Origin of the sequence: Pseudomonas halotolerans, from assembly GCF_039581215.1 — a bacterium.
Classification (GTDB): Bacteria; Pseudomonadota; Gammaproteobacteria; order Pseudomonadales; family Pseudomonadaceae; genus Aquipseudomonas; species Aquipseudomonas tehranensis.
Genome location: NZ_JBCNTJ010000006.1, coordinates 62237 through 81916, shown reverse-complemented (window position 1 = coordinate 81916; position 19680 = coordinate 62237). Strand labels below are relative to the sequence as shown.

The 19680-nt window shown below is 61.6% G+C and carries 18 protein-coding genes; 13 read left to right on the top strand and 5 right to left on the bottom strand.

What is annotated here, in order from left to right; translation table 11 throughout:
* Positions 1-175 precede the first annotated feature (175 nt).
* From asd to AAIS01_RS10485, 3 genes are read right to left on the bottom strand one after another with little or no spacing between them, the layout of a single operon-like run.
* Positions 176-1036, bottom strand: a complete 861-nt coding sequence (gene asd, locus AAIS01_RS10495) for an archaetidylserine decarboxylase (protein WP_092452377.1) — start codon at positions 1034-1036, stop codon at positions 176-178.
* Between the two features lie 19 nt (positions 1037-1055).
* Positions 1056-1871 carry a rhodanese-like domain-containing protein gene (locus AAIS01_RS10490; RefSeq protein ID WP_343468903.1) on the bottom strand — a complete coding sequence of 272 codons (816 nt, stop codon included), beginning with the start codon at positions 1869-1871 and terminating at the stop codon, positions 1056-1058.
* Positions 1872-1913: 42 nt separating this feature from the next.
* A complete protein-coding gene (locus tag AAIS01_RS10485; RefSeq protein ID WP_343468902.1) occupies positions 1914-3452 on the bottom strand; it encodes an HDOD domain-containing protein in 1539 nt (512 codons plus the stop codon).
* 166 nt (positions 3453-3618) lie between these two features.
* On the opposite strand from AAIS01_RS10485, the gene motA reads away from it, so the two are divergent.
* Both motA and motB read left to right on the top strand, forming a co-directional pair.
* Positions 3619-4470, top strand: a complete 852-nt coding sequence (gene motA / locus AAIS01_RS10480; RefSeq protein ID WP_343468900.1) for a flagellar motor stator protein MotA — start codon at positions 3619-3621, stop codon at positions 4468-4470.
* 1 nt (position 4471) lies between these two features.
* A complete protein-coding gene (gene motB, locus AAIS01_RS10475) occupies positions 4472-5509 on the top strand; it encodes a flagellar motor protein MotB (RefSeq protein WP_343468899.1) in 1038 nt (345 codons plus the stop codon).
* 72 nt (positions 5510-5581) lie between these two features.
* Here motB and rsgA read toward each other — a convergent pair whose 3' ends face one another.
* Entirely contained in the window at positions 5582-6613 is a 1032-nt protein-coding gene (gene rsgA, locus AAIS01_RS10470) for a small ribosomal subunit biogenesis GTPase RsgA (RefSeq protein WP_092395734.1), read from the bottom strand.
* Between the two features lie 250 nt (positions 6614-6863).
* On the opposite strand from rsgA, the gene orn reads away from it, so the two are divergent.
* Both orn and AAIS01_RS10460 read left to right on the top strand, forming a co-directional pair.
* The gene (gene orn / locus AAIS01_RS10465) at positions 6864-7406 is read left to right on the top strand and encodes an oligoribonuclease (RefSeq protein ID WP_024780809.1); all 543 of its coding nucleotides are present in this window, start codon (positions 6864-6866) and stop codon (positions 7404-7406) included.
* A gap of 236 nt (positions 7407-7642) precedes the next feature.
* Positions 7643-8257, top strand: a complete 615-nt coding sequence (locus AAIS01_RS10460) for a trimeric intracellular cation channel family protein (RefSeq protein ID WP_343469043.1) — start codon at positions 7643-7645, stop codon at positions 8255-8257.
* On the opposite strand, the gene queG is transcribed toward AAIS01_RS10460, so the two are convergent.
* Entirely contained in the window at positions 8239-9318 is a 1080-nt protein-coding gene (gene queG, locus AAIS01_RS10455; RefSeq protein ID WP_343468898.1) for a tRNA epoxyqueuosine(34) reductase QueG, read from the bottom strand. The two genes, AAIS01_RS10460 and queG, sit on opposite strands and share 19 nt — an antisense overlap.
* A gap of 63 nt (positions 9319-9381) precedes the next feature.
* On the opposite strand from queG, the gene AAIS01_RS10450 reads away from it, so the two are divergent.
* The 9 genes from AAIS01_RS10450 (at position 9382) to hflC (ending at position 19446) form a co-directional block, all read left to right on the top strand.
* Positions 9382-10881, top strand: a complete 1500-nt coding sequence (locus AAIS01_RS10450) for an NAD(P)H-hydrate dehydratase (RefSeq protein ID WP_343468897.1) — start codon at positions 9382-9384, stop codon at positions 10879-10881.
* A complete protein-coding gene (tsaE, locus tag AAIS01_RS10445) occupies positions 10869-11339 on the top strand; it encodes a tRNA (adenosine(37)-N6)-threonylcarbamoyltransferase complex ATPase subunit type 1 TsaE (RefSeq protein WP_214913598.1) in 471 nt (156 codons plus the stop codon). Before AAIS01_RS10450 ends, tsaE begins: the two co-directional genes overlap by 13 nt.
* The gene (locus AAIS01_RS10440) at positions 11339-12769 is read left to right on the top strand and encodes an N-acetylmuramoyl-L-alanine amidase (RefSeq protein ID WP_343468896.1); all 1431 of its coding nucleotides are present in this window, start codon (positions 11339-11341) and stop codon (positions 12767-12769) included. Before tsaE ends, AAIS01_RS10440 begins: the two co-directional genes overlap by 1 nt.
* Positions 12766-14679, top strand: coding sequence for a DNA mismatch repair endonuclease MutL (gene mutL, locus AAIS01_RS10435; RefSeq protein WP_343468895.1), 1914 nt, complete (start codon positions 12766-12768; stop codon positions 14677-14679). The genes AAIS01_RS10440 and mutL overlap by 4 nt, the downstream gene beginning before the upstream one ends.
* Complete coding sequence (gene miaA / locus AAIS01_RS10430) at positions 14679-15650, top strand: tRNA (adenosine(37)-N6)-dimethylallyltransferase MiaA (protein ID WP_343468894.1); 972 nt, start codon at positions 14679-14681, stop codon at positions 15648-15650. Before mutL ends, miaA begins: the two co-directional genes overlap by 1 nt.
* Before the next feature lie 91 nt (positions 15651-15741).
* Positions 15742-16002, top strand: coding sequence for an RNA chaperone Hfq (hfq, locus tag AAIS01_RS10425; RefSeq protein ID WP_214913595.1), 261 nt, complete (start codon positions 15742-15744; stop codon positions 16000-16002).
* Between the two features lie 12 nt (positions 16003-16014).
* Complete coding sequence (gene hflX, locus AAIS01_RS10420; protein WP_343468893.1) at positions 16015-17316, top strand: ribosome rescue GTPase HflX; 1302 nt, start codon at positions 16015-16017, stop codon at positions 17314-17316.
* Between the two features lie 85 nt (positions 17317-17401).
* Entirely contained in the window at positions 17402-18577 is a 1176-nt protein-coding gene (gene hflK / locus AAIS01_RS10415) for an FtsH protease activity modulator HflK (RefSeq protein WP_343468892.1), read from the top strand.
* A complete protein-coding gene (hflC, locus tag AAIS01_RS10410; protein ID WP_343468891.1) occupies positions 18577-19446 on the top strand; it encodes a protease modulator HflC in 870 nt (289 codons plus the stop codon). Before hflK ends, hflC begins: the two co-directional genes overlap by 1 nt.
* The last annotated feature ends 234 nt before the right edge of the window (positions 19447-19680 follow it).

Genomic DNA, 19680 nt, shown 5'->3' with positions numbered 1-19680 from the left:
CGGGAAATGAAAGGGATGTTCCCCACTCTAGCAGTTGACAGAGAAGTGCGCCGCGCTGGATGTGCTGTGGGAGCCAAGCTTGCTCGCGATGCAGGCGCCGCGGTCTTTTTTAGACTGCGTTGTCGTTCATCGCGGGCAAGCCTTGCTCCCACAGGCCGGCTTCCGGGGGCGTAACTCAGGCTTTTGGCAGCGCCAGCCCCTGGCCCATCTGCACTGGCGAGCCGGCCACCAGCTCTTCGGCCCATTTCACCTGGTCCGGCCCGAACAGCACGATGGCGGTTGATCCCAGTTTGAAGCGGCCCAGTTCGGCGCCTTTCTCCAGATGGATCGGCGCCCGGGCGGCTTCGTCGTAACGGAAGGTTTTCAGCTCGCGCTTGGGTGGCGTCACCAGCCCGGCCCAGACGGTTTCGATGGACGCAACGATCATCGCGCCCACCAGCACCACGGCCATCGGCCCGCGCTCGGTGTCGAAAATGCACGCCACGCGCTCGTTACGGGCGAACAGCTCCGGAACGTTTTCGGCGGTGGTTTGGTTCACCGAAAAAATTCGCCCCGGGATGTAGACCATTTCCCGCAGGGTGCCGGCCAGGGGCATGTGCACGCGGTGATAGTCCTTGGGCGACAGGTAGATGGTGGCGAAATCGCCGCCCATGAACGGCGCTGCGTTGGCTGCATCGCCGCCCAGCAGTTCCAGCACGCTGAAGCTGTGGCCCTTGGCCTGGAATACCCGACCGTGCTCGATCGGGCCGAGTTGGCTGACGGCGCCGTCGGCGGGGCTGAGGATTGCCCCCGGTGTTGGGTCCAGCGGGCGGGCGCCTTCTTTCAGCGCTCGGGTGAAGAACGCATTGAAGTGCTCGTAGGCCGTGAGGTCTTCCACCAGCGCCTGGGACATGTCCACCTGATAACGTTTGGCGAACCATTGGGTAAAGGCATTCTTGAACCAGCGAACGCGGCATTCGGCAATGCAGCCGGCCAGCCGAGACAGCAAGTGGTGGGGTAGCAGGTATTGGCTGAGGATGAACAAGCGGTTTTTCATTAACTGTCCTTAAGAACCTTCAGAGCTCGATGGGCGTATCAGGGTGGTTGCCCCATTCGCCCCAGGAGCCGGCATAGCCTTTGACACGCGGATAACCGAGCGCCTTGGCCACCAGATAGGTGAAGCCAGAGCGATGGTGGGTCTGGCAATGGGTGATGATTTCTTTGTCGGGCGTGATGCCCAACTGTTCGAGGATTTGCGGCATGTCGCTGCGGATGCGCAGGTTGCGTGCCTGATCCATGCCGGCGGTCCATTCGAAGTTGACCGCGCCGGGGATATGCCCGCCTCTGGCTGCGACGACTTTCTCGCCGGAGTACTCCAGCGGGCCGCGTGCATCCCAGATCGCCAGGTCAGCAGCGCCGAGGCGGCTCTGCAGGTATTCGCGGGTGGCGGTGGGTTCATCGTGCAGGGTCAGGCTCACCTGGCTTGTGGCGGGCGGCGGCACTTCAGTGGACACCGGCAGGCTCTCGTCCAGCCACGACAGCAAGCCGCCGTCGAGGTAGTGGTAGTTTGAATGGCCGATCACATCCAGCAGCCAGATAAAGCGCCCGGCCCAACCACCGCCTTCATCGTCATAGACGACGTAGACCGCATTCGGGTTATGCCCTAATTCGCCGAACAGCGCCTCGAGGTCGGCTTTTGCTGGCAGCAGACCCGGCGCCGGGGGCTGGCCCAGTTGGGTGCGCTTGGGGTCGACGAAGCGTGCGCCAGGGATGTGCCCGGTGCTGTAGCGGGCGGCGCTGGTCAGGTCCACCAGAATCAGTTCGCGGGCATCGAGGCGCGACAGCAAGTCGCTCGGCTCGATTACCAGCGGCAAGCCAGAGAAGTCAGGCATGTGAGGTCTCCAGGGGCGCAAAGGGAAAAGATTGTATCAAGATCAGCGACCGCGGTTGGTAAAGCTGTGCAAGGCGCGTTCGATACACTGCACGGTTTTACCGAAGGCCTGCACCGTCACGTCCGAGAAGGGCCCGCCGCCCTGGTCCACCGCCACCAGCATGATCACTCGGCCGTTGCAGGTCAGTGAGCGTAACAACAGGTGTTCACCGCGAAACAGGCTGCGCAGGCCCGGCGGCAGCAACGCCGAAAACTGCGCGTTGTTGTCCGGGTTCAGGCGAACCTGGGCCTGTTGAGCCTGCAACCGTTGCAACACCTTGCTTTGGCTGATGGAAAAGCTCATGGCCGCCGCTTCGTTGGGCAGGCCGGCGATCTGGTGTACGCGCAGGCTGGTCTGGCTGCGGTCGGCCATCAGAATCATCACTCGTCGCATGCCGCATGCCACCAAGGCGTCCCGTGCCGAGGTGGTCAGGTGCATGGCGTTGCTGAACGGGCTCGGTTCCACCAGCAGTTCGGCGCATTGCTTGCGCCATTGAGTCAGGTCTTCGGCGCTGGGCGGGGCGGCTGGCAGCAGCCCCGGGTGGACGCGTCGGCTGCCCCGGGGCCAGATCAGCGCCACGGCCGGATGCCAGAGGTCCGGCATGGTGTTATGGCGGGCACTGTTGACGGCTTGCTGGTGCAATTGCTGCTGGACGTCATCCATGGACATCTGCAGATACAAACTCGTGAGGTATTGCCAGCGACTGCTGTGAGGGCCGTCCCACGCCTGTTGCGCTGAAAGGGCTAAACCGTTGGCCAGCAGTACCGTATTGGCTGGCTGATTGAGCCAGCGCCGCAGGGTCGGGTCATCGTCCAGGCGATTCTGCTGGCGCAGCGGGTGTTCACTGTCCCGGGCGATACGCAGCACTTTCACCAGCTCGCGACGCTCGTTGAGCAGCAGGCGGTAGCCCTGCGCCACCCAGACCGGCAGGCGCCAGGTCTCCACCAGCGCCAGGCAGATGTTCAGCAGGCCGACGCCGAACAGCTCGCGCTCCACCTTGCTCGCTGATTGGCCCTTATGGACAACCCGCAGTTCCCACTCTTTCAGCAACCCTGGATGAGTCAGGGCCAGCGGCCAGAGGGGGGACAGAAACAACAGGCTGCCCCAATGGATGTCTTGCCACAGCCGCGCCAGGCGGCTGGCAAAAAAGCCATTGGCCTGTTGCGTTGCGTGCTGGCTGATCAGTTGCAACTGGCGCAGGGCAACAGGTATTTGCTGCTCTGGCAAAGAGGGCAGGCGGGCGAGCAATTCTTCGGTGCGCTTGAGGCCGAGGCGGTTGATCGCCACTTCGAGATTTTCTGCCGGTTCGGCAAAGTTGCCATGGGTGTGGTGGTTGGCTTCACGGATGACGCTCAGCGCCAGGGCGGGGCTGTCCTGGATCAGCTCGGCAATGTCACGCAGTGAGCGATGGCTGTCGGCAATGGCTTTGCAGACCAGATCATGACTGGCCTGGGGCACCGGCAGATGGACGCCCTCAAGCAGCTTTACCCAGCCTTCGAGGGTGGTCGGTCGTGGAGTTGGAACCTTCGTTTCGTTAGCCATGGCTGGACGCGATCATCATAGGGAGTATCTACGCCCGGAACGGGGCAAATTGGCTTTTCGCCTGAACTGGCTATAGTCTGGCGCAGTTTTGCCGATAAGTAGAAGAAGAGATTTTTCAGCTTCCGAATATGACCTTGAACCCGACTTAAATAAGTACTTTCTATCTATGGCTAAAATTATCGGCATCATTGTCGTGTTCGCGAGCGTTCTGGGCGGATACGTGCTTTCCCATGGCAAGATCGCCGCCCTGGTCCAGCCCTTTGAGGTCCTGATCATCGGCGGTGCGGCCCTCGGCGCATTTTTGCAGGCCAACCCCGGCTACATGACGATGCACGTGCTCAAGAAGTCCTTGAGCATGTTCGGCTCGCGCTTCAGCCACACCTTCTACCTTGAGGTGCTGGGGCTGATCTACGAGATCCTCAACAAGAGCCGCCGCGAAGGCATGATGGCGATTGAAGGGGATATCGAAGACGCGGCATCCAGCCCGATCTTTGCCAAGTACCCCACGGTACTCAAGGATGAGCGCATGACGGCGTTCGTCTGTGATTACCTGCGCATCATGTCGTCCGGCAACATGGCTCCCCATGAGCTCGAAGGCCTGTTCGACATGGAGCTGTACAGCCTCAAGGAAGACCTGGATCACCCGTCCCACGCCGTCAACGGCATCGCCGACGGCATGCCGGGTTTCGGTATCGTCGCGGCGGTATTGGGCATCGTGGTGACCATGGCCTCCCTGGGCGAAGGTGACCAGGCGTCCATCGGCCTGCACGTGGGTGCGGCTCTGGTGGGTACCTTCTTCGGTATTCTCGCCGCGTATGGCTTCTTCGGCCCGCTGGCCCACTCCCTGGCCCACGACGCCAAGGAAGAACTCAACGTCTATGAAGCCATCAAGGCTTCGCTCGTGGCCTCGGCCTCGGGCATGCCGCCATCGCTGGCCGTGGAGTTCGGTCGCAAGGTCCTGTACCCGGCGCACCGTCCAAGTTTCGCCGAGTTAGAACAAGCGGTTCGCGGTCGCTGAGATGGAAAATAACCAGCCGATCATTATCAAGCGCGTCAAGCGCATCGCCGGCGGGCATCACGGGGGCGCCTGGAAAATCGCCTTCGCCGACTTCGCAACGGCAATGATGGCGTTCTTCCTGGTCCTGTGGCTGTTGTCCACCGCCACACCGGAGCAGAAGATTGCCATTGCCGGTTACTTCAAGGACCCGGTCGGTTTTTCCGAGAGCGGAACGCCCTACATCATCGATCTGGGTGGTTCGCCGACCCTGGCGCCGGAAAATACCCTCAACCCGGAAGTTGAGTCCCAGCCTCAGCCGGACAAGGTGAAGGTGGACGCCGATCAGGCCGAAGGCATGGCCGAAGAGGTCGAGCGCGAGCGTCTGGAGCTGTTGCTGCAAGAGTTGCAGAACAAGGTCGAAGAGAACCCTGAACTGCAGAAGTTCAAGGACCAGATCCTGTTCGAGATCACGCCGAATGGCTTGCGTATCCAGATCATGGACGCCGAGAACCGTCCGATGTTCGACTCCGGCAGCGCGCGTCTGAAACCTTATTTCGAAGATATCCTGCTGGCCATGGCCGACACCATCAAAGCGGTGCCGAACAAGATCAGCATCAGTGGCCATACCGATGCCAAGCCTTTCATCGGCAAAGGTGATTTCGGGAACTGGGAGTTATCCGCCAACCGTGCCAACGCTGCACGTCGCGCCTTGGTGGCTGGTAGTTATCCGGATGAGCAGGTGGCGCGAGTGGTCGGCTATGCCTCTTCGGCGTTGTTCGATCGTCAAGACCCGTTCAACCCGGTCAACCGGCGTATCGATATCGTGGTGTTGACCAAGAAGGCTCAGAAAGCCATCGAAGGTTCGCAAACCGATGATCCTGCGCCAGACCCGGCTCAGGGCGCCGGTGCGCCGGGTGAAGTGCCGACCACGCCTGGCGCGGCGGCGGATCCGAACGCACTGCCGGCGGACCAGCAGCCTGTTCCCGCCCATGAGGTACGCGAGCGTCTGAACCTGTTCGATGATCTCGCACCGAAACCGGCCGAGCCGCCTGCGCAGTGAGGCCTGCTTGCTTTTGTGGCGAGGGAGCAAGCTCCCTCGCCACAATTGTGTCCGGCTTACCTTTCTTTCAGGTCAGTAACTGCTTTCCGGCAAGCTGGCGATGATCGAGCGATAGCTGTTCATCCGTTGCTGTTGCACACGACCGTCTTCCAGTGCCTTGAGCAGGGCGCAACCCGGTTCACGGTCGTGCTTGCAATCGCGGAAGCGGCAGGTGCCGATCAGGTCGTTAAACTCGATGAACCCTGCTTCCACATCGGCTCGGCTGACGTGGCCCAGGCCAAACTCGCGGATGCCCGGCGAGTCGATCAACTCACCGCCGCCGGGGAAGTGGAACAACCGCGCCGTGGTGGTGGTGTGAGTGCCCTGGCCGGACAGCTCGGACAACGGGCCGACGCGCGTCTCGACTTCCGGCAGCAGGCTGTTGACCAGCGACGACTTGCCGACGCCGGACTGGCCGACAAACACGCTGATGCGCCCGTCCAGTTGTTCCTGCAATTTCTCCATGCCATCGCCGTGGTGAGCCGAAACTTCCAGCACCGGGTAGCCCAATTGCCGATAGACCGAGAGCAATGCGTTCAGCGCCGGGGCGTTGTGTTCATCGATCAGGTCGAACTTGTTGAGCAGCAACAATGGGCGGATGCCGGCGTGTTCAGCCGCTACCAAATAGCGGTCGATCAGGTTGGCGTGGGGCTCAGGCAGCGGGGCGAAGACGATGACGATCATGTCGACGTTGGCCGCCACCGGCTTGAGCTGGCCTCGGCTGTCCGGACGACACAGTTCGGTGTGGCGCGGCAGCTGAGCCACGATCACACCGATGCCTTGGTTGCCGGCACGCCAGACCACCTGGTCACCGGTCACCAGAGCGGGCAGGTTGGCGCGCAAGTGGCAGCGGAATACCTGGCCGGCCAGTTCACCTTCACGGGCCTCGACCTCGACCTGTACACCGAAGTGCGCGATCACCAGACCGGTCTGTTCAGGGCCCAGGTCGCCGCCCTCCAGCGCTTGTACCGCGCTGGATTCGCGTTTGGCGGCGCGGGCGGCGCGCTCACCCTGGATTTTTTCGATGCGCCAGTTCTGACGACGATTGAGTTGGCGTTTGGCCATGGGTGTTCCGTATGAAGAATGCAGCGATTAGGTAAAACGGCCGCGAGTTTAGCACGCTCAAGGCCCGGCCTCGGGTTTGAACGAAAAGTCGCCGAGCGGCGATCAGGCAAGGCGAAACAGGCGAGGAAGCGCAGCTGACTGGTTGTCAATGAGCATTGCGAGCCTGTTTTCAACGCAGCACGATCGTCGCGCAGGCACTTTTCGTTCAAAGCCTAAGCTAAACTGCGCAGCTACGCCGAGGAGCTCCCCCATGCAGAACCCGCAGAACCTGATCTGGATCGACCTGGAAATGACCGGTCTGAACCCGGACACCGACGTGATCATCGAAATGGCCACCATCGTCACCGACAGTGATCTCAACACCCTGGCCGAAGGCCCTGTGATCGCGATCCATCACAGCGACGAGATCCTGGCCGGCATGGACGAATGGAACACTCGCCAGCACGGCGGCTCAGGCCTGACCCAGCGGGTGCGCGAGAGCAAAATCAGCATGGCTGAGGCCGAAGCTCAAACCATCGCCTTTCTCGAACAGTGGGTGCCCAAGGGCAAGTCACCGATCTGCGGCAACAGCATCTGCCAGGATCGTCGTTTTCTCTATACCCACATGAAATCCCTGGAAAGCTACTTCCATTACCGCAATCTGGACGTTTCCACTCTCAAGGAACTGGCCGCCCGCTGGGCGCCCGAGGTGCGTGACAGCTTCCAGAAGGGCGGCAGCCACCTGGCCCTGGACGACATCCGCGAGTCCATCGCCGAGCTGCAGCATTACCGCAAGCATTTCATCAAGTTCTGATTGAGGCGCACGGCGCTCTTGTGGCGAGGGGATTTATCCCCGTTGGGCTGCGTAGCAGCCCGCTAGAAAGCCAACACTTGATCGGTTTGGCACCTGAGTAGCCGTGTTGGGCTGCTGACGCAGCCAGCGGGGATAAATCCCCTCGCCACAGGTTCTGTGGTGGGCATGTCAGGGGCTGCCCTCTTTTGGTGCCTGCCCAAACTGGCTAGACTGCGCGCCTTCCTGTATGGACCGCCATCATGTTGCTGATGCTTTACCTGATCGCCATCACCGCCGAAGCCATGACCGGCGCCTTGTCTGCCGGGCGTCGTGGCATGGACTGGTTCGGCGTGGTGCTGATCGCCTGCGTCACGGCGTTGGGCGGTGGCTCGGTGCGTGATGTGCTGCTCGGCCATTACCCTCTCACTTGGGTCAAGCACCCGGAATACCTGGTGTTGACCACTGCTGCGGCGATGCTGACGGTGTTCCTGGCGCGCTGGATGCGTCATTTGCGCTCGCTGTTCCTGGTGCTCGACGCCGTAGGCCTGGTGGCGTTTACCCTGATCGGTTGCATGACCGCTCTGGAAATGGGCCATGGGATGCTGGTGGCTTCGGTCAGTGGCGTGATCACCGGCGTTTTCGGTGGCATCCTGCGGGACATTTTTTGCAACGACATCCCGCTGATCTTCCGTCGCGAGCTGTATGCCAGCGTCTCGTTTGCCGCGGCGTGGTGTTACATGCTGTGTGTCTACGTGCAGTTGCCAAGTGAACAGGCCATCCTCATCACCTTGTTCGGCGGCTTCCTGCTGCGGCTCCTGGCGATCCGCTTTCACTGGGAAATGCCCAAGTTCGTCTATAACGACGAGGTCTGACGCTCGGCGTGTTGGCGCAATGCCCATTGCACATGCTCGCGCACCAGCTCTGACGGATGGTCGCGCCGCGCCTCAAGCGCTTGCAAGACCGGGATGGTTGAAGGCGCATTGCCCAGCCCCACTGCCAGGTTGCGCAACCAGCGTTCGTACCCGGCGCGGCGCAGGGGTGAGCCCTCGGTACTGCTGAGGAATTTTTCCTCGTCCCACATGAACAGCTCGGCCAACCCGGCATTGTCCAGGTTGTGTCGCGGTTTGAAGTCGCTTTCTCCGGACGGTCGGGCGAAGCGGTTCCACGGACAAACGATCTGGCAGTCATCACACCCGAACACCCGATTACCAATCAACGGTCGCAGCTCTTCGGGGATGGCGCTTTTGAGTTCGATGGTGAGGTAGGAAATGCAGCGTCGGGCATCCAGGACGTAGGGGCCCACGAAGGCATTCGTAGGACAGATGTCCAGGCATGCGGTGCATTTTCCGCAGTGTTCGCTGGCGTGGGGCGGGTCAACCGGCAGCGGCAGGTCGACGAACAGCTCGCTCAGGAAGAAATAGCTGCCGGCCTTGCGGTTCAGTACCAGGGTGTTTTTCCCGATCCAGCCCAGGCCGGCCTGTTCGGCGATGGCTTTTTCCAGCACCGGCGCGCTGTCGACGAAGGCGCGATAACCGAAGGGGCCAATGATCGACTGAATTTTTTCTGCCAGTTGCTGCACGCGTTTACGGATCAATTTGTGGTAATCGCGGCCCAATGCATAACGCGAGACGTAGGCCTTTTCTGGTTGGCCAAGCATCTGCGCCATTTGCGTGTCGCCCGGCAGGTAGTCCATGCGCAGCGAAACCACGCGCAATGTGCCCGGCACCAGCTCCGCGGGGTGCGAGCGTTTGCTGCCGTGGGCCCCCATGTAATCCATCTCGCCGTGATAGCCCGCGTCGAGCCAGCGCTGCAGATGTTGCTCATGCTCGGCCAGGTCCAGGCCGCTGATGCCGACCTGCTGGAAGCCCAGCTCGCGGCCCCAGTCCTTGATGGATTGGGCGAGGGCGGGCAAGTCTGTGGGAATGACGGGCATGAGGCGAGAGAAACCGGAGCTGAGATGCGTATAATTCTGCCAGACATCGGAGCCCGAAGACGCATGCCGCACACTAAAGATGATTTTCCCGACGCGCTGTACAGTGCCGCGCAGGTTCGCGACCTCGACGCACAACTGATCGCGGCAGGCACCACTGGCTTCGAATTGATGCAGCGAGCCGCCCGCGCCACCTGGCGCGCCATTGTCCGGCACTGGCCAGACGCCAGCGAGCTGACGGTGCTGGCCGGTCATGGCAACAACGCCGGCGACGGTTATCTGGTGGCGACCCTGGCCCGGCGCGCCGGGTGGTCAGTGCGGGTACTGACGGTGGGTGAGCCCCGGCGTTTGCAGGGGGATGCCGCCAATGCCCACGCCGAGGCGGTGGCGGTGGGTGTGCCGGTTGAGCCATGGTCGGACGAATCCGACTTGCGCGGTGTGCTGCTCGACGCCTTGCTCGGCACGGGATTGAGTGGCGAAGTCCGCGAACCCTACGTCCGGGCAATCGACACCATCAATGTCAGTGGCCTGCCAGTGGCCGCGGTGGATATCCCTTCAGGGCTGTGTGCCGACACGGGACGGGTGCTGGGAACGGCAGTGGTGGCCGACCTGACCGTAACCTTCATTGGTCTGAAGCTGGGCCTGTTTACTGGCGACGCGGCGGATCGGGTCGGTGAACTGATATTCAATGATCTGCACGCCGATCCCGACATTGTCGAGGCGGCGCCGGCCACGGCGCGGCTTCTGCTGCGCCATAATCTGCCGGGTCTGGCGCCTCGCGCACGCACATCCCACAAAGGCAAGTTCGGTCATGTTCTGTTGATCGGCGGCGATCGGGGCTATGGCGGCGCGATCCAGATGAGCGCCGAAAGTGCTCTGCGTTGCGGCGCAGGAATGGTGTCCATGGCGACTCGCAACGAGCATGTGTCTGCGGCGCTGACGCGTTTACCCGAAGTCATGGTGCAGGGCACCCACTCAGCCAACCAATTGATGGGGTTGCTTGAACAGGTCAGTGTGTTGGTGGTCGGTCCGGGCCTGGGCCAGGCCGCGTGGGGACGTAGCCTCTTGTCGGCGGCGGCCAATGCATCGCTGCCCCAGGTGTGGGATGCCGATGCGCTGAACCTGCTGAGCAGTGGCGCGGTCAGTTTGCCCGAGCATTGTGTGATCACCCCTCATCCGGGCGAGGCGGCGCGGCTTCTGGGTATCTCCACGGCTCAGGTGCAGGCCGATCGTCCGGCGGCGGCCCACGCATTGAGCAAAAAATACGCGGCCACAGTGATTCTCAAGGGCGCTGGCAGCCTGATTGCCAGTGCGGACGGTCGCCTGTCGGTTTGCAGTCAGGGCCATCCGGCCATGGCCACGGCAGGCCTCGGCGATGTGCTGGCCGGGGTGGTTGGCGCGTTGCTCGCCCAAGGCATGGATGGCTTCGACGCTGCCTGCCTGGCGGTGTGGTTGCATGCCAATGCCGGTGCGCAAGCCGGTCAGTCGGGCCGTGGATTGGCGGCGACCGATCTGATCCCGTCCATTCGTCAGTTGTTGGAGGAGCATGCACCGTGTCTGAAGTAACCCTGTACGTGGCGGACGAACAAGCCATGACACAATTGGGGGCGCGGATTGCGCGTGCCACGGCAGGCCATGGTCTGATTTTTCTGGAGGGCGACCTCGGCGCAGGAAAAACCACCTTGTCCCGCGGCATTATTCGTGGCCTGGGACACGTCGGCGCAGTGAAAAGCCCTACGTTCACGTTGGTTGAACCCTACGAAATCGGCGACATTCGTGCCTTCCACTTCGATCTCTATCGACTGGTGGATCCTGAGGAGTTGGAATTCCTCGGTATTCGCGATTACTTCGAAGATGACGCCTTGTGTCTGATCGAATGGCCCCAGAAGGGTGCAGGCTTTTTGCCAAAGCCCGACCTGACCATTACCATTGGCGCGCAGAACGGTGGGCGTTCGTTGATACTGACGCCGCAAGGCTCGCGTGGCGAGTCGTGGTGTGCCGCTTTGGCATTGGAAACTAATTGATGATGGGGTTTGGTATGCGCTTTCGCGCGGTGGTTGCTGTCGTAGGAATGTTGCTTACGGCACTGGCCGTCGATGCTGTGGCTCAGACGAAGGTCAGCAGCGTTCGTCTCTGGCGAGCGCCGGACAACACTCGGCTGGTGTTCGATCTGACGGGGCCGGTGCAGCACAGCGTATTCACCCTGACCGCTCCGGACCGCCTGGTGATCGACATCAATGGCGCGTCCCTGGGGGCGCCGCTGACTGCCGCCACCGCCAACACGCCGATCACGGCCATTCGCTCGGCTCAGCGCACACCGACTGACCTGCGGGTCGTCGTCGATCTGAAAAAAGCCGTGACCCCGAAAAGCTTCACCCTGGCGCCCAACGCCCAGTACGGCAATCGACTGGTGGTGGACTTGTTCGACAACCCGGGCGATGCCGCGCCTCCCCCCGCGCCGCCGACCAAAGTCGCGACAGTGCCGGCAGTGCCGGTTACCCCCACTGAGCCTGCTCTCAAGCTACCGCCGATACCTTCCGGCAAGCGCGACATCATCGTGGTGATCGATGCCGGTCACGGTGGTGAGGACCCCGGCGCGTCTGGCTCGCGAGGGCAGCGTGAAAAGGACGTCGTGTTGTCCATTGCCCGGGAGTTGCAGCGCCAGGTCAACGGCATGAAAGGTTTTCGCGCCGAACTGACCCGTACCGGAGACTATTTCATCCCCTTGCGTGGCCGTACCGAAATCGCCCGCAAGAAAGGCGCGGATCTGTTCGTCTCGATCCATGCCGACGCCGCCCCGTCGAAAGCCGCATTCGGGGCCTCGGTGTTTGCCCTGTCCGACCGAGGTGCCACCTCCGAGACCGCCCGTTGGCTGGCCGACAGCGAAAACCGTTCCGACCTCATTGGCGGCGCCGGCAACGTCAGCCTCGATGACAAGGACCGCATGCTCGCGGGTGTGCTGCTCGATTTGTCGATGACAGCCTCGCTGACGTCGAGCCTGAACGTCGGTCAAAAAGTCTTGAGCAACATTGGTCGCGTCACGCCGCTGCACAAGCGACGCGTGGAACAGGCCGGGTTCATGGTGCTCAAATCGCCGGACATCCCGTCGATCCTGGTGGAAACCGGCTTCATCTCCAACGCCAACGAAGCCTCGAAGCTGACCTCCTCCAGTCACCAGCAGGCCCTGGCCCGTTCCATCAGCAGCGGCGTGCGGCAGTTCTTCCAGCAGAACCCGCCGCCGGGCACCTACATCGCCTGGCTGCGTGACTCCGGCAAGATCGCCCAGGGGCCGCGGGACCATCGGGTCAACCCAGGTGAAACCCTGGCAATGATCGCCGTGCGCTATCAGGTGTCGCCTGCTTCCTTGCGCAGCGCCAACAACCTTAAGAGCGACGACCTCAAGATCGGCCAGACCCTGACCATTCCCGGCAACGAAGTGGTGGTCAAGCAATGAGCGATGAACTGACCGGCAGCAATGCCCGCATCGAACTGCTCAGCCCCAGGCTGGCCAACCAGATCGCTGCGGGTGAGGTGGTCGAGCGTCCGGCGTCGGTCATCAAGGAGTTGCTGGAGAACAGCCTCGACTCCGGGGCCAAGCGCATCGATGTGGATGTCGAGCAGGGTGGCGTCAAGCTGTTACGGGTGCGCGATGACGGTGGTGGCATTCCGGCCGACGACCTGCCATTGGCCCTGGCGCGCCACGCCACCAGCAAGATCCGCGACCTGGAAGACCTTGAGCGGGTCATGAGCCTGGGGTTCCGTGGCGAGGCGCTGGCCTCGATCAGTTCGGTGTCGCGCCTGACGCTCACCTCCCGTACCCGTGAAGCCGACCAGGCCTGGCAGGTCGAGACCGAAGGCCGGGACATGGCCTCCCGCGTCCAGCCTGCGGCCCATCCGGTGGGCACCTCGGTGGAAGTGCGCGACCTGTTCTTCAATACCCCGGCCCGGCGCAAGTTTCTCAAGGCCGAGAAGACCGAATTCGATCATCTGCAGGAAGTCATCAAGCGCCTGGCCCTGGCGCGTTTTGACGTGGCGTTCCATTTGCGCCACAACGGCAAGACGATCCTCAGTCTGCACGAGGCCCATGATGATGCGGCCCGGGCGCGGCGCGTCGGCGCGGTGTGCGGTGCGGGTTTCCTGGAGCAGGCATTGCCCATCGAAGTGGAGCGCAATGGCCTGCACCTGTGGGGTTGGGTTGGACTGCCGACTTTTTCTCGCAGCCAGGCGGACTTGCAGTACTTCTACGTGAACGGGCGGGCGGTGCGCGACAAACTGGTGGCCCACGCGGTACGCCAGGCCTATCGCGACGTGTTGTTCAACGGCCGGCATCCGACCTTTGTGCTGTTTTTCGAGGTCGACCCTTCGGTGGTGGATGTCAACGTGCACCCGACCAAGCATGAAGTGCGCTTCCGTGACGGGCGCATGGTGCACGATTTCCTCTACGGTACCTTGCACCGCGCCCTGGGCGACGTGCGTCCGGAGGATCAACTGGCGGCCCCGGCAGCGGTGGCTGGCATGGTCCGGCCGACGGGGCTGGAGGCCGGCGAGTTCGGTCCCCAGGGCGAAATGCGCCTGGCGGCCAATGCACTGTTGGAACAACCCCAACCCCAGCCGAGCTACAACACGGCGGGGACCGGGGCCGGCAGCGGCTATCAGTATCAATACACGCCACGCCCGCAATCGAACGTGCCGGTGGCTGAGGCCCAGGCGGCCTATCGCGAGTTTTTCAAACCCCTGCCTGAGGCCGGAGCGGCAGCGTTGCCGGACGGCCAGGGTGATGTTCCGCCCCTGGGTTATGCCCTGGCGCAGCTCAAAGGCATCTATATCCTCTCGGAAAATGCCCAAGGCCTGGTCCTGGTGGACATGCATGCCGCCCATGAGCGGATCATGTACGAACGGCTGAAGATCGCCATGGCCAGCGAAGGCCTCAGCGGGCAACCGCTATTGGTGCCTGAATCCCTGGCGGTCAGTCAGCGTGAGGCCGATTGCGCCGAGGAACATGTGAGCTGGTTCCAGCGCCTGGGCTTTGAGCTGCAGCGCCTGGGCCCGGAAACCCTGGCGATCCGGCAGATCCCGGCGTTGTTGAAGCAGGCCGAGGCCAATCGACTGGTCAGCGACGTGCTGGCGGACCTGATGGAGTACGGCACCAGCGACCGGATCCAGGCGCACCTGAACGAACTGCTCGGCACCATGGCCTGCCACGGCGCAATCCGCGCCAACCGGCGCCTGGCCTTGCCGGAAATGAACGGCCTGCTGCGGGATATGGAAAACACCGAGCGTAGCGGCCAATGCAACCATGGCCGGCCGACCTGGACCCAACTGGGCCTGGACGACCTGGACAAATTGTTCCTGCGCGGTCGCTGATGAGCCAGTTACCACCTGCGATTTTTCTGATGGGGCCCACCGCTGCCGGCAAGACCGATCTGGCCATCGAATTGACCAGGGCGCTGCCTTGCGAGCTGATCAGCGTCGATTCGGCCCTGGTCTACCGGGGCATGGACATCGGCACGGCCAAACCGTCAAAAGAACTGTTGGCCGAGTTCCCGCACCGACTGATCGACATTCTGGATCCGGCCGAGGCTTACTCGGCAGCGGATTTTCGTCGCGATGCCCTTCAGGCCATGGCCGAAATCACCGCCAGAGGCAAGATTCCGCTGCTGGTGGGTGGCACGATGCTGTATTACAAGGCCCTGGTCGAGGGGCTGGCGGACATGCCGGCGGCCGATCCCAACGTGCGCGCGCAGATCGAAGAGGAGGCTGCACGCCTTGGCTGGCAAGCCCTGCATGAGCAACTGGCGGTGATCGATCCGGAGTCGGCGGCGCGCATTCACCCCAACGACCCGCAGCGGCTCAGCCGGGCGCTGGAGGTCTATCGGGTCAGCGGTCAGAGCATGACCGCTCTGCGACAGCGACAATCTGCGCAAAGTACTGAAGCAGCCGCTTCGGGAATGCAACAATTGCCCTATACTGTCGCCAATCTGGCCATCGCTCCGGCGAACCGGCAAGTGCTGCATCGGCGAATTGAACAAAGATTCACATTAATGTTGGAACAGGGATTCATAGACGAGGTCGTAGCCCTGCGTGAGCGAAGTGACCTGCATGCCGGGTTGCCGTCTATACGTGCGGTGGGTTATCGACAAGTCTGGGACTATCTGGACGGCAAGCTGACGTCAGCCGAGATGCAGGAGCGTGGAATCATTGCCACGCGCCAATTGGCGAAACGCCAGTTCACCTGGCTGCGGAGCTGGACTGACCTGCATTGGCTTGACAGTCTCGATTGCGACAATCTGCCACGCGCCTTGAAATACCTTGGGACCATCTCCATATTGAGCTGAGTCCTTGCAATTGCCGTCTATCCTTGGGGGTGTGACGGCCCAAGCCATCTGATTCCGATTTTAATTATTGATCCTTAAAGGAGTGCGGCACATGTCAAAAGGGCATTCGCTACAAGACCCTTACTTGAACACTTTACGTAAAGAGAAAGTTGGGGTGTCCATCTATCTGGTCAACGGGATCAAACTGCAAGGCCAGATCGAGTCTTTCGACCAGTTTGTCATCCTTCTGAAAAATACCGTCAGCCAGATGGTCTACAAGCACGCGATCTCGACAGTAGTACCCGTTCGTGCAATTCGTCTGCCTAGTGCAACCGAATCCGAAGCCGGTGACGCTGAGCCGGGTAACGCTTGATAGGAGTCTCCTTTGTTCTTTGAGCGCCACGGTGGGGGTGAGCGGGCCATTCTCGTTCACTTGGATGGACAAGACCCTGAGGCGCGCGAAGATCCGCAGGAGTTTCAGGAATTGGCACTTTCGGCCGGCGCCGAGACCGTCGCGTTTTTTAACGTGCCGCGTCATCGGCCAACCGCCAAATACCTGATAGGCAGCGGCAAGGTCGAGGAGTTGCGCGACCTGGTCAAAACCGAGCAGGTCGACCTGGTGATTTTCAATCACATCCTCACGCCCAGTCAGGAACGTAACCTTGAACGTGTGTTCGAGTGTCGCGTGATCGACCGTACGGGTTTGATTCTCGACATCTTCGCCCAGCGCGCCCGTACCCATGAAGGCAAGCTCCAGGTCGAACTGGCCCAGCTTGAGCACATGAGTACGCGGCTGGTTCGCGGCTGGACCCACCTTGAGCGGCAGAAGGGCGGTATCGGCCTGCGCGGTCCGGGTGAAACCCAGCTGGAAACTGACCGGCGCTTGCTGCGGGTTCGTCTGCGCCAGATCAAGGGGCGTCTGGAGAAGGTCCGCAGCCAGCGTGAGCAATCACGACGCGGCCGCAAGCGGGCTGATATCCCGACGGTTTCATTGGTGGGTTATACCAACGCCGGCAAGTCGACGTTGTTCAATAACGTGACCCAGTCCGACGTCTACGCTGCCGACCAACTCTTCGCCACGCTCGATCCGACGCTGCGCCGGCTCGACCTGGACGACCTTGGGCCGATTGTGCTGGCCGACACCGTGGGGTTCATTCGGCACCTGCCGCATAAACTGGTCGAGGCTTTCCGGGCTACGCTCGAAGAGTCGAGCAACTCCGACCTGCTGCTGCACGTGATCGATGCCGCCGAGCCGGACCGGATGCTGCAGATCGAGCAGGTCATGGTGGTACTGGGCGAGATCGGAGCCCAGGACTTGCCGATCCTCGAGGTATACAACAAACTCGATTTGCTCGAAGGCGTGGACCCGCAGATCCAGCGCGATGCCGATGGCAAGCCGCAGCGGGTCTGGTTGTCGGCCCGCGACGGTTCTGGTCTGGATCTGCTCAAGCAGGCCGTGGCGGAACTGTTGGGCGACGACCTGTTTGTCGGCACGCTGAAGTTGCCTCAACGGTTCGCCCGGCTGCGAGCCCAGTTCTTTGAGCTCGGGGCGGTGCAGAAAGAAGAACACGACGAAGAAGGCATCTGCCTGTTGGCGGTTCGTCTGCCTCGGGCGGAGCTCAATCGACTGGTCAGTCGCGAAGGGCTGCAGCCGATGGAATTCATCGAGCAACACACTTTGCAATAAAAGCCTGAGAAAGCTGTGTCAGGCATTCTGTAGCATTGGTCGGCGCGCCGTGGGTGCGTCTTTGCTTTATCAGATGGAGAGCGCTATGGCTTGGAATGAGCCGGGTGGCAACTCGAATAATCAGGATCCCTGGGGTGGCAAACGTCGTAACAACGGCGACCGCAAGGGACCGCCGGATCTCGACGAGGCCTTCCGAAAGCTGCAGGAAAGCCTGAACGGTTTGTTCGGTGGTGGTAAGAAACGCGGTGACGACGGTGGTGGTCGTTCGGGCAAGGGTGGCGGTTTTGGCCTGCTCGGCATTGGTCTCGTCGTGCTCGCGGCTGTCTGGCTGTACAGCGCGGTATATGTCGTGGACGAGCAGGAGCAGGCCGTGGTGCTGCGCTTCGGCAAGTACTACGAGACTGTCGGCCCGGGCCTGAACATCTATTTCCCGCCGATCGACAAGAAGTTCATGGAAAACGTCACGCGTGAGCGTGCCTACACCAAGCAGGGCCAGATGCTGACCGAAGACGAGAACATCGTCGAGGTGCCCCTGACCGTGCAATACAAGATTTCCAATCTGCAAGACTTCGTACTGAACGTCGACCAGCCGGAAATCAGCCTGCAGCACGCCACTGAAAGTGCCTTGCGCCATGTGGTGGGCTCCACCGCCATGGACCAGGTGCTGACTGAAGGTCGTGAGTTGATGGCCAGCGAAATCAAGGAGCGCCTGCAACGGTTCCTCGACACCTATCGCACCGGTATCACCGTGACTCAGGTCAACGTTCAGAGCGCAGCGGCACCGCGTGAAGTCCAGGAAGCCTTCGATGACGTGATCCGTGCCCGTGAAGACGAGCAGCGTTCGCGCAACCAGGCCGAGACCTATGCCAACGGCGTGGTGCCGGAAGCCCGTGGTCAGGCCCAGCGCATCATTGAAGACGCCAACGGCTACCGCGACGAAGTGGTCTCGCGTGCCAAGGGTGAGGCGGATCGCTTCACCAAGCTGGTGGCCGAGTATCGCAAGGCGCCTGAAGTCACCCGCGAGCGTCTCTATCTGGACACCATGCAGGAAGTTTTCAGCAATACCAGCAAGGTGCTCGTGACCGGCAACAAGAACGGCCAGAGCAATCTGCTGTACTTGCCGCTGGACAAGATGGTCGAAGGCGGTCGTAAAACCGGCACGCCGTCGTCCAGCACAGCAGCCGCCAGCAATGAAGCCAATGCCCGCGCGGCAGCGGCGGAGCAGCAGCAACAGCAAGCACGTACCAGGGAGAGTCGCTGATGAGCAATAAATCGCTGATCGCCCTTATTGTCGGTGTCGTCGTGGCGATCGCTGCCTGGAACTGCTTCTACATCGTGGCTCAGACCGAGCGCGCGGTGTTGCTGCAATTCGGTCGCGTGGTCCAGGCTGATGTCCAGCCAGGGCTGCATGTGAAAGTGCCGTACGTCAACAAGGTGCGCAAGTTCGATGGCCGCCTGATGACGCTGGATGCACCGACGCAACGTTTCCTGACGCTGGAAAAGAAAGCCGTGATGGTGGACGCCTACGCCAAGTGGCGCGTGAAAGATGCCGAGCGCTTCTACACCGCGACATCCGGCCTCAAGCAGATCGCCGACGAGCGCCTGTCCCGTCGCCTGGAATCGGGCCTGCGTGACCAGTTCGGTAAGCGTACGCTGCATGAAGTCGTGTCCGGTGAGCGTGATGCGCTCATGGCTGACATCACCCGTTCGCTGAATTCGATGGCAGAAAAAGAGCTGGGTATCGAAGTCGTCGATGTCCGGGTCAAGGCCATCGACCTGCCGAAGGAAGTCAACCGCAGTGTGTTTGAGCGGATGAGCACCGAGCGTGAGCGTGAAGCCCGCGAGCACCGCGCCAAGGGTAACGAGCTGGCCGAAGGCATCCGTGCCGACGCTGATCGTCAGCGTCGCGTGTTGCTGGCCGAGGCCTATCGTGAATCGGAAGAGCTACGCGGTGATGGTGATGCCCAGGCCGCTTCGATCTACGCCCAGGCCTACGGTCAGGATCAGGAGTTCTACGCGTTTTATCGTAGCCTGCGTGCCTACCGTGAAAGCTTTGCGGACAAATCCGACGTCTTGGTCCTTGACCCAAGCAGCGACTTCTTCCAGTACCTGGAAAAGTCCAAGCCTTGATGCGGCGTTGACCTGAAGCACTCCGCCCGGCGGCTAAAGCGTCGGGCAGGGTGATCCTTTGGGAAAACGTGTGTATGATGCGGCAGCCGGGAAATTCCCGGCTTTTTTGCGTCTGCACGTTCGATTGCGGTTTTTGGTGCAGGCATCGGGTTGAACGACTCGACAGGTTTTTCGAGGAAAGTGCTTGGCGAGGCCAACCAAAGGCCATTCGTCACGTTGCTCATGCGCGGGGTT

Bases quoted from the DNA above. Each gene is read 5' to 3' on its own strand.
- miaA (WP_343468894.1), top strand. From the start codon at position 14,679: ATGAGCCAGTTACCACCTGCGATTTTTCTGATGGGGCCCACCGCTGCC.
- hflC (WP_343468891.1), top strand. From the start codon at position 18,577: ATGAGCAATAAATCGCTGATCGCCCTTATTGTCGGTGTCGTCGTGGCG.
- rsgA (WP_092395734.1), bottom strand. From the start codon at position 6,613: ATGGCCAAACGCCAACTCAATCGTCGTCAGAACTGGCGCATCGAAAAA.
- AAIS01_RS10440 (WP_343468896.1), top strand. From the start codon at position 11,339: ATGATGGGGTTTGGTATGCGCTTTCGCGCGGTGGTTGCTGTCGTAGGA.
- asd (WP_092452377.1), bottom strand. From the start codon at position 1,036: ATGAAAAACCGCTTGTTCATCCTCAGCCAATACCTGCTACCCCACCAC.
- hfq (WP_214913595.1), top strand. From the start codon at position 15,742: ATGTCAAAAGGGCATTCGCTACAAGACCCTTACTTGAACACTTTACGT.
- AAIS01_RS10450 (WP_343468897.1), top strand. From the start codon at position 9,382: ATGCCGCACACTAAAGATGATTTTCCCGACGCGCTGTACAGTGCCGCG.
- hflK (WP_343468892.1), top strand. From the start codon at position 17,402: ATGGCTTGGAATGAGCCGGGTGGCAACTCGAATAATCAGGATCCCTGG.
- AAIS01_RS10485 (WP_343468902.1), bottom strand. From the start codon at position 3,452: ATGGCTAACGAAACGAAGGTTCCAACTCCACGACCGACCACCCTCGAA.
- orn (WP_024780809.1), top strand. From the start codon at position 6,864: ATGCAGAACCCGCAGAACCTGATCTGGATCGACCTGGAAATGACCGGT.
- AAIS01_RS10490 (WP_343468903.1), bottom strand. From the start codon at position 1,871: ATGCCTGACTTCTCTGGCTTGCCGCTGGTAATCGAGCCGAGCGACTTG.
- mutL (WP_343468895.1), top strand. From the start codon at position 12,766: ATGAGCGATGAACTGACCGGCAGCAATGCCCGCATCGAACTGCTCAGC.
- queG (WP_343468898.1), bottom strand. From the start codon at position 9,318: ATGCCCGTCATTCCCACAGACTTGCCCGCCCTCGCCCAATCCATCAAG.
- motA (WP_343468900.1), top strand. From the start codon at position 3,619: ATGGCTAAAATTATCGGCATCATTGTCGTGTTCGCGAGCGTTCTGGGC.
- motB (WP_343468899.1), top strand. From the start codon at position 4,472: ATGGAAAATAACCAGCCGATCATTATCAAGCGCGTCAAGCGCATCGCC.